This is a genomic window from Bradyrhizobium sp. P5_C12 (assembly GCF_054049735.1).
Window position 1 is genome coordinate 124,208 of the sequence record NZ_JBFULU010000021.1, and the last position, 6,712, is coordinate 130,919.

A 6,712-nucleotide genomic window follows, 5' to 3' on the forward strand; every position below is an offset into this window, starting at 1 on the left:
CTTCTCGGCCGGCCACGCCTCTGATTCCCCGGAGTCCTCATGTCTTCTGTCGACCGGCCGGCAACGCGCCTTGCGACCCGGCTCGCCTTCCTGGTCGCTGGCTTCGGCATCGCGTGCTGGGCGCCGCTGGTGCCGTTCGCGAAGGCGCGGCTCGCCGTCGACGACGGCGTGCTCGGATTGCTCCTGCTCAGCCTCGGCATCGGCTCGGTCGTCGCAATGCTTCTGACCGGCGTCATGAGCGCACGCTACGGCAGCAAGCCGATCATCGTCGCGGGCGGGCTCGGCCTGGCGCTGGTGCTGCCTTTTCTGGCGATCGCGAGCGCGCCCGCAACGCTCGCGCTGGTGCTGTTCGCATTCGGCGCCGCGCTCGGCTCCATCGACGTCGCCATGAACATCCACGCGGTCGAAGTGGAGCGGGCTGCGGCACGTCCGCTGATGTCCGGCTTCCACGCGCTGTTCAGCATCGGCGGCTTCGCCGGATCAGCCCTGATGACATTATTGCTCTCGCTGCAACTCGGCGCGCTCGCCTGCACGCTGATCTGCTCCGTCCTGATGCTGATCGCCATGCTGATAGCCTGGCCGCGCCTGCTTCGTTCGGCGCAGGCGCAGGAAGGACCGCTGTTCGTGCTGCCGCATGGATCGGTGCTTCTGCTCGCGCTGCTCGGCGCGATCACTTTTCTCGTCGAAGGCGCGATGCTGGATTGGGGCGCACTGCTCGTCATCGGCGCCGGCCTCGTCTCCGAGGCGCAAGGCGGGGCCGGTTACATCGTGTTCTCGATCGCGATGACCGTTGGGCGGCTCGGCGGCGACGCCGTCGTGGCCCGCATCGGGGATCGTACGACATTGTTCTGGGGCAGCCTGCTTGCGATCGCCGGCTTCGCGGTCCTGCTCACCGCCCCCGTCGCGGCGGCCGCCATGACTGGCTTCCTCCTCATCGGCCTGGGTGCATCGAACCTCGTGCCGGTGCTGTTCCGCCGGGCGGCCACACAGAAGGCGATGCCCACGGGCCTCGCCGTCGCGGCCATCACGACCGCCGGCTATGCAGGCATTCTCATCGGTCCCGCCGGCGTCGGATTCATCGCCCGCATTGGCGGGCTGCCGACGGCGTTCTGGCTTCTGGCCGCGCTGATGGCTCTCGTCGCGCTCTCGGCGCGCATCGTCACGGCAGACCCGCGCCAAGCGATCCAACCTGTCCCGCCGACTTGAGGAGACTGACCTAAGTTCCTCGTTTCAAAGCGATATTTCCGCATGGCCGATACGGCGCATCAGGCGGCCTGGCCGGAACTCGGCCGTACCCCACTGTGCTTTCGGCCAGTTTACTCAACGCCTCGATCTGCTAGACCGAAGCAACAATTTTCGACTCCCGTCGAGGGGGCAATGGCGCGTGCCAGATCGTACTGACGAAGCCTCGGCCATTTCATTTGGGCCGTTTCGGCTGTTTCCAAGGTCCCGGCTCCTGGAGAAAGACGGCGTGCCGCTTCATCTCGGCGGCCGCGCGCTCGATATCCTCATCTTCCTCGCCGAGCGCCCCGGTGAAGTCGTCGACAAGAGAGTGCTGGTCAAGCGCATCTGGGCCAACGTCAATGTCGACGAGGGCAGTCTGCGCTTTCACATCGCGGCGTTGCGCAAGGCGCTGGGCGATACCGGCAAATCCGCCCGTTACGTCGTCAACGTGCCGGGACGCGGCTATTGCTTCGTCGCCTCCCTCGCTCAGGCGCCCCCATCGGTGGTCCCGCCCGCCGCCGAAGTCGCGCCTCCGCGCTCCCTCCCGGCACCGCTCGCCAAGATGGTCGGGCGAGAGGATGTCGTCGAGAAGATCTCGAACGGACTTTCGCTGCATCGCTTCATGACCGTGGTCGGCCCCGGCGGCATCGGCAAGACCGCGGTCGCGGTGACCGTCGGGCATCGCCGGTCGGCGGACTTCGGCGGAGGCGTTTTCTTCGTCGATTTCGGTCCGCTGAGGGATGCCAATCTCGTTGCAACCACCATTGCCTCCGCGCTCGGACTGACCATCAGCTCGGAGGATCCGATGCCGGGCCTGCTGGCATTCCTGAGCGCGAGCCCGGTCCTGCTGATCTTCGACGGTTGCGAACATGTGCTGGATACGTTGGCGCCGCTGGTCGAGCGCATCGTTCGCGATGCGCCGCAGCTTCACGTTCTCGCAACCAGCCGCGAGTCGTTCCGGAGCGAAGGGGAGCGGATCTTCCGGCTGTTCCCGCTGGATTGTCCGCCGGAGCGCGACGGCCTGAACGTCGCCGAGGTCCTCGCCTACCCTGCGGCCCAACTCTTCATCGAGCGCATTGCGCAGAACTCGGGTCCGTTCCAGCTCAGCCCCGAAGAGGCGCCCCTCGTCGCGAATATCTGCCGGCGCCTCGACGGCATTGCGCTTGCCATCGAGCTTGCGGCGGGTCGCGTCAATGCGTACGGCATCGCAGGCACGGCATCGCTGCTCGACAGTCGCTTTTCGCTGCAATGGCGAGGGCGGCGCACGGCTGTTCCGCGACACCAGACGCTGAGTGCTGCGCTCGACTGGAGCTACGACCTCCTGCCTGCGGCCGAGAGCGCCACCTTGCGACGACTGTCGGTTTTCGTCGGATCCTTTGCACCGGAGGCGGCTGCCGTGGTCGCGTCGGGCGACGGCCTCAGCGCATCGGAAACGCTCGAAGCGATCGACAGCCTGGTCACCAAATCGCTGATCGCCCCGTCCGGCTCGCGGGCATTGCGCTATCGCCTGCTCGACACCACACGGACCTATGCACACGGGAAGCTGAACGAACTCGGCGAAACAAGGCAGTTCGCGCGGCGCCATGCCGAGCATTTTAGCGACTTGCTCGAGCGCGCGGAGTCCGACACGTCAACTCCTCTGCCCGAATGGCTGAACACTCATGGCGCGGTGCTGGACAATGTGCGCGCGGCACTGGACTGGGCCTTTGCACCCGACGGCGACGCTGCGCTGGGTATCGCACTGACGGCGGCCGCGGTCACGCTGTGGGTGCGCCTTTCCTTGTTCGCCGAATGCCGCGAGCGCACAAAGACGGCTCTCGCAGCGCTCGGCGACACCGGCGGCGACGACCATATCCGCATGCAGCTGCTGTCGGCGCTCGGCTGGTCGCTGATGTATGGCGAGGGCCGCGCGCGCGACGCCCGTCCGATCCTCGAGACGACCCTCGAATTGGCCGACAGGCTCGACGACAAGGATTTCCGGCTGCGGGCGCTCTGGGGATTGTGCATCGACCAGTTCAACAACGGACAATTCGGCAAGGCCCGCGCGCTTGCCGATCGCTTCACGGACGCAGCAGCGAACTCGCCCGACAAGACAGATCTCATGCTGGCGGACCGGCTGATGGCGGTGGCTCTGCATTATCTCGGAGACCAGACCGGGGCGCGGCTGCATATCGACCGGATCAACGCATCGCTGCATGTGTTCGTGGAGAAGCCCAAGGTCTTCCCGCTCGATCTCAGGATATCGACGCAATATTTCCGGGCCCGCATCCTATGGCTTCAAGGCCTGGCCGACCAGGCGCAGGCGCTCGCCGCCAGAAACATCGAGGAAGGCCGCGCCGACGGCCACGCGCTGACCTTCTGCAGCGTGCTGGGACAGGCCGCCTGCCCGATCGCTTTCTGGGCCGGCGATTTCGATGCCGCCGAACGCCACGGCACGGCGCTGCTCGAGCACGCCGAACGCCACGCCATCCGGCTGTGGGGCCTGTGGGCGCGCGCCTTCAACGCCGCCGTGACTGCGAAGCGCGGTGACGTCGCGACGGGCCTGCCGCTGCTGAGTGAAGAGCTCAATCGCGCCGGCGATGCGCGCTTCCTGCCACGCTTTCTTCCCCTCCTTGGCGAACTTGCGGCGTGTTTCGGAGAGGCCGGTCAGGTCGATCGCGGCCTTGACGTGATCGAGGACGCATTGGCGCGTTGCAACGACCGGCAGGAGCGCTGGTATCTGCCGGAGCTGATCCGCATCAAGGGAGAATTGATGCTGAAGAGCGCGCGGCATGCGAGGGACGCCGAGGCGCGGTTTCGCGAGGCCATGGACGTCGCGATCCAGCAGGGCGCGCGCTTCTGGGAGCTTCGATGCGCGATCAGCCTTGCGCGGTTCAGGATCGGCGCGGGCCAAAGCGGGGAAGCTCTCGCGGTTCTCGACAATGTCTGCGGAGCGTTTGCCGAGGGCGCAGACATCGCCGACATGCGCATCGCGCGCGATCTGATCGCGCAATTGCGAACCTGATGGAGCACCGATCGCGCAACGACGCGATCTAGCCTCCTGCCACCGCCGCGCGCCGCGGCAGCTTCCAGTCGGGCCGGATGAAGTGGCAGGTGTAACCGTCGGGATAGCGCTCGAGATAATCCTGATGCTCGGGCTCGGCTTCCCAGAAGTCGCCGGCGGGGGTTACCTCGGTGACCACTTTGCCGGGCCACAGATGCGATGCCTCGACGTCGGCAATCGTATCTTCGGCGATCCGCTTCTGCTGGTCCGTCGTGGTGAAGATCGCCGAACGATAGCTCGTCCCCCGATCGTTGCCCTGGCGGTTGAGCGTGGTGGGATCGTGGATCTGGAAGAAGAACTCCAGCATCGTCCGGTAATCCGTCTTCGCCGGATCGAACATGATCTCGATCGCTTCGGCGTGCCCGTCATGATTGCGATAGGTGGCGTTCTTCACCTCGCCGCCTGTGTAGCCGACGCGGGTCGAGATCACGCCGGGCTGCCTGCGGATCAGATCCTGCATGCCCCAGAAGCAACCGCCGGCCAAAACTGCGCGCTCTGTCGTCATGTATCAGCTCCCAATTGACCGGTCCGTCCGTTCAGCACCTGTCGCACCATACGCGTTCCGCGGTGCGGCGTAAGCCGGTCTTTTTTACGGATGACCATCCGGTTCCTCTCGGGATGACGCCGAAGCCTCAACAATTTCAGCGTCCCCGACCAGAACCGGATGGGCAGGATGTTGCAAGCTCGCAGTCAGATCAATTTGGCGTCGAGCGTGATCTCGGCGTTGAGCACCTTCGAGACCGGACAGTTCTTCTCGGCCTCACCGGCGATGCGGGCGAAACCGGCATCGTCGAGGTTCGGCACCTTGGCGCGCAGGGTGAGCGCCGACTTGCTGATCTTGAACCCCTTGCCTTCGGGCTCGAGGCTGACCGCTGCTTCCGTCGAGAGCTCGGTCGGCGTGAAGCCGGCGAGTTGAAGGCCGAAGGCCAGCGCCATGGTGAAGCAGCCGGCGTGAGCCGCCGCGATCAACTCCTCGGGATTCGTCCCCTTCTCGTTCTCGAAGCGGGTCTTGAACGAATAGGGCGTCTCGGCGAGCACGCCGGATTCGCTCGACAGGTGGCCGCTGCCATCGCGGCCGGTGCCCTTCCATACTGCTTTCGCCTTGCGGATCATCTCACTTCTCCTTGCTTGTTTTCGGCACCGAGGCGGCCTCGGCTTTGCCCCCTGCCGCCTTCCAACCGGTCGAGCGCCGCAGCGGTTCCGTCAGTCGCCGACCTGTCCGACATGGAAGCCCAATCGGCTCCCGACGTCACCCCTGCGTCAACGCCTTGGTACGCTACCGGCTCGCGGCGAGCCGCGAGCCGGAAGCCGCCAAGGGCTCCAGGGAGCTCTGAATTGAGAGCATCTTCAACGGGATACCTCAACATCTGACACTTGCAACTCCTAACAAGATCTAACACGCCAAGCCGCACGCGCCCCGCCATGGTGGTGACACTTCATGGTGATGCGGCGAAACATGGCACTGCTTGACGATGCGATCGATGCCAGCGGGGGTTTGGCCCGCTGGAGCAGCTTGAGCCGTTTCACGCTGCATCTTTCCGTTGGCGGGACGCTGTTCTCCAGCGCCGGACATGCCAAGGAATTCAAGGATGTGACCGCGGAGGGGTCGACGCAGGCGCAATCGGTTCGCTTCATCGGCATTACCGGGGGAGAACAGTCCGGCTCGTTCGCGCCGGACACGATCACGATCGAAAGCCCGGAAGGCGAGGTGCTGCGGTCCTGGCGCAACCCGACTCTTGGATTTCCCGAGGTCGACGCGCACATGCTGGCGGACGAGTTGCACCTCGTCTTCTTCTGTGGCGTCGCCATCTGGAATTATCTGACGACTCCATTTCTCCTCGCCCATCCCGATGTCGTGGTGGAGGAGCTGTCGCCCTGGCGCGAGAATGCCGAAACCTGGCGGCGCCTGCGGGCGCAATTCCCCCCGCACCTCGTCACGCTCGCGCCCGAGCAGATCTTCTATTTCGACGAGAACGCCCTGCAGCGGCGGATGGACCACGATCTCTTTGGAATGAAGGTCGCACACTCCTCCTGGGCCCACGACACCTTCGGCGGCATCGTGCTGCCCACGCTTCGCCGCGCACAGACGCTGCGGCCCGATGGAACCGTGATCACCAAGCCCGTGCTGGTCGATGTCGAGATCTTCGACGCCGTCTTCGAGTAGCGGCGACGACGCGCGAGTGCACGCAATGGCCAACACCAGATAACGAGCCAACGACGGGGCCGGGAAACGGCGCAAACGCGGCATGCGCGCCTCTCTCAATTCATGCGGACATCATTGATGCGGACATCGCGCCGCGTTCTCGCGGCGCCTATCGCCCGAGCTTTGCTTCGTCTCTCCACCCTCTAAGCCAAGAGGGCGCAGGGAAGGCCGGGTGCCGGCTGGCACCCGCGGTCCGCTGCGCGAAAAGCACACGCAGGAAGAACCGCACAGCAGCATACAGG

The 6,712-nt window shown here is 65.4% G+C and carries 5 protein-coding genes; 3 read left to right on the top strand and 2 right to left on the bottom strand.

What is annotated here, in order from left to right:
* Positions 1 to 39 precede the first annotated feature (39 nt).
* Entirely contained in the window at positions 40 to 1,206 is a 1,167-nt protein-coding gene (locus ACXJMY_RS20235; RefSeq protein ID WP_456621103.1) for an MFS transporter, read from the top strand.
* Between the two features lie 178 nt (positions 1,207 to 1,384).
* Positions 1,385 to 4,228, top strand: a complete 2,844-nt coding sequence (locus ACXJMY_RS20240; RefSeq protein ID WP_456621104.1) for an ATP-binding protein — start codon at positions 1,385 to 1,387, stop codon at positions 4,226 to 4,228.
* 28 nt (positions 4,229 to 4,256) lie between these two features.
* Here the strand turns inward: ACXJMY_RS20240 and msrA are convergent, their stop codons facing one another.
* Both msrA and ACXJMY_RS20250 read right to left on the bottom strand, forming a co-directional pair.
* The gene (msrA, locus tag ACXJMY_RS20245) at positions 4,257 to 4,772 is read right to left on the bottom strand and encodes a peptide-methionine (S)-S-oxide reductase MsrA (RefSeq protein WP_456621105.1); all 516 of its coding nucleotides are present in this window, start codon (positions 4,770 to 4,772) and stop codon (positions 4,257 to 4,259) included.
* Positions 4,773 to 4,957: 185 nt separating this feature from the next.
* Entirely contained in the window at positions 4,958 to 5,380 is a 423-nt protein-coding gene (locus ACXJMY_RS20250; RefSeq protein ID WP_456621106.1) for an OsmC family protein, read from the bottom strand.
* A gap of 343 nt (positions 5,381 to 5,723) precedes the next feature.
* On the opposite strand from ACXJMY_RS20250, the gene ACXJMY_RS20255 reads away from it, so the two are divergent.
* Positions 5,724 to 6,431: a hypothetical protein gene (locus tag ACXJMY_RS20255; protein ID WP_456621107.1), complete on the top strand. Its 708-nt coding sequence runs from the start codon at positions 5,724 to 5,726 to the stop codon at positions 6,429 to 6,431.
* The last annotated feature ends 281 nt before the right edge of the window (positions 6,432 to 6,712 follow it).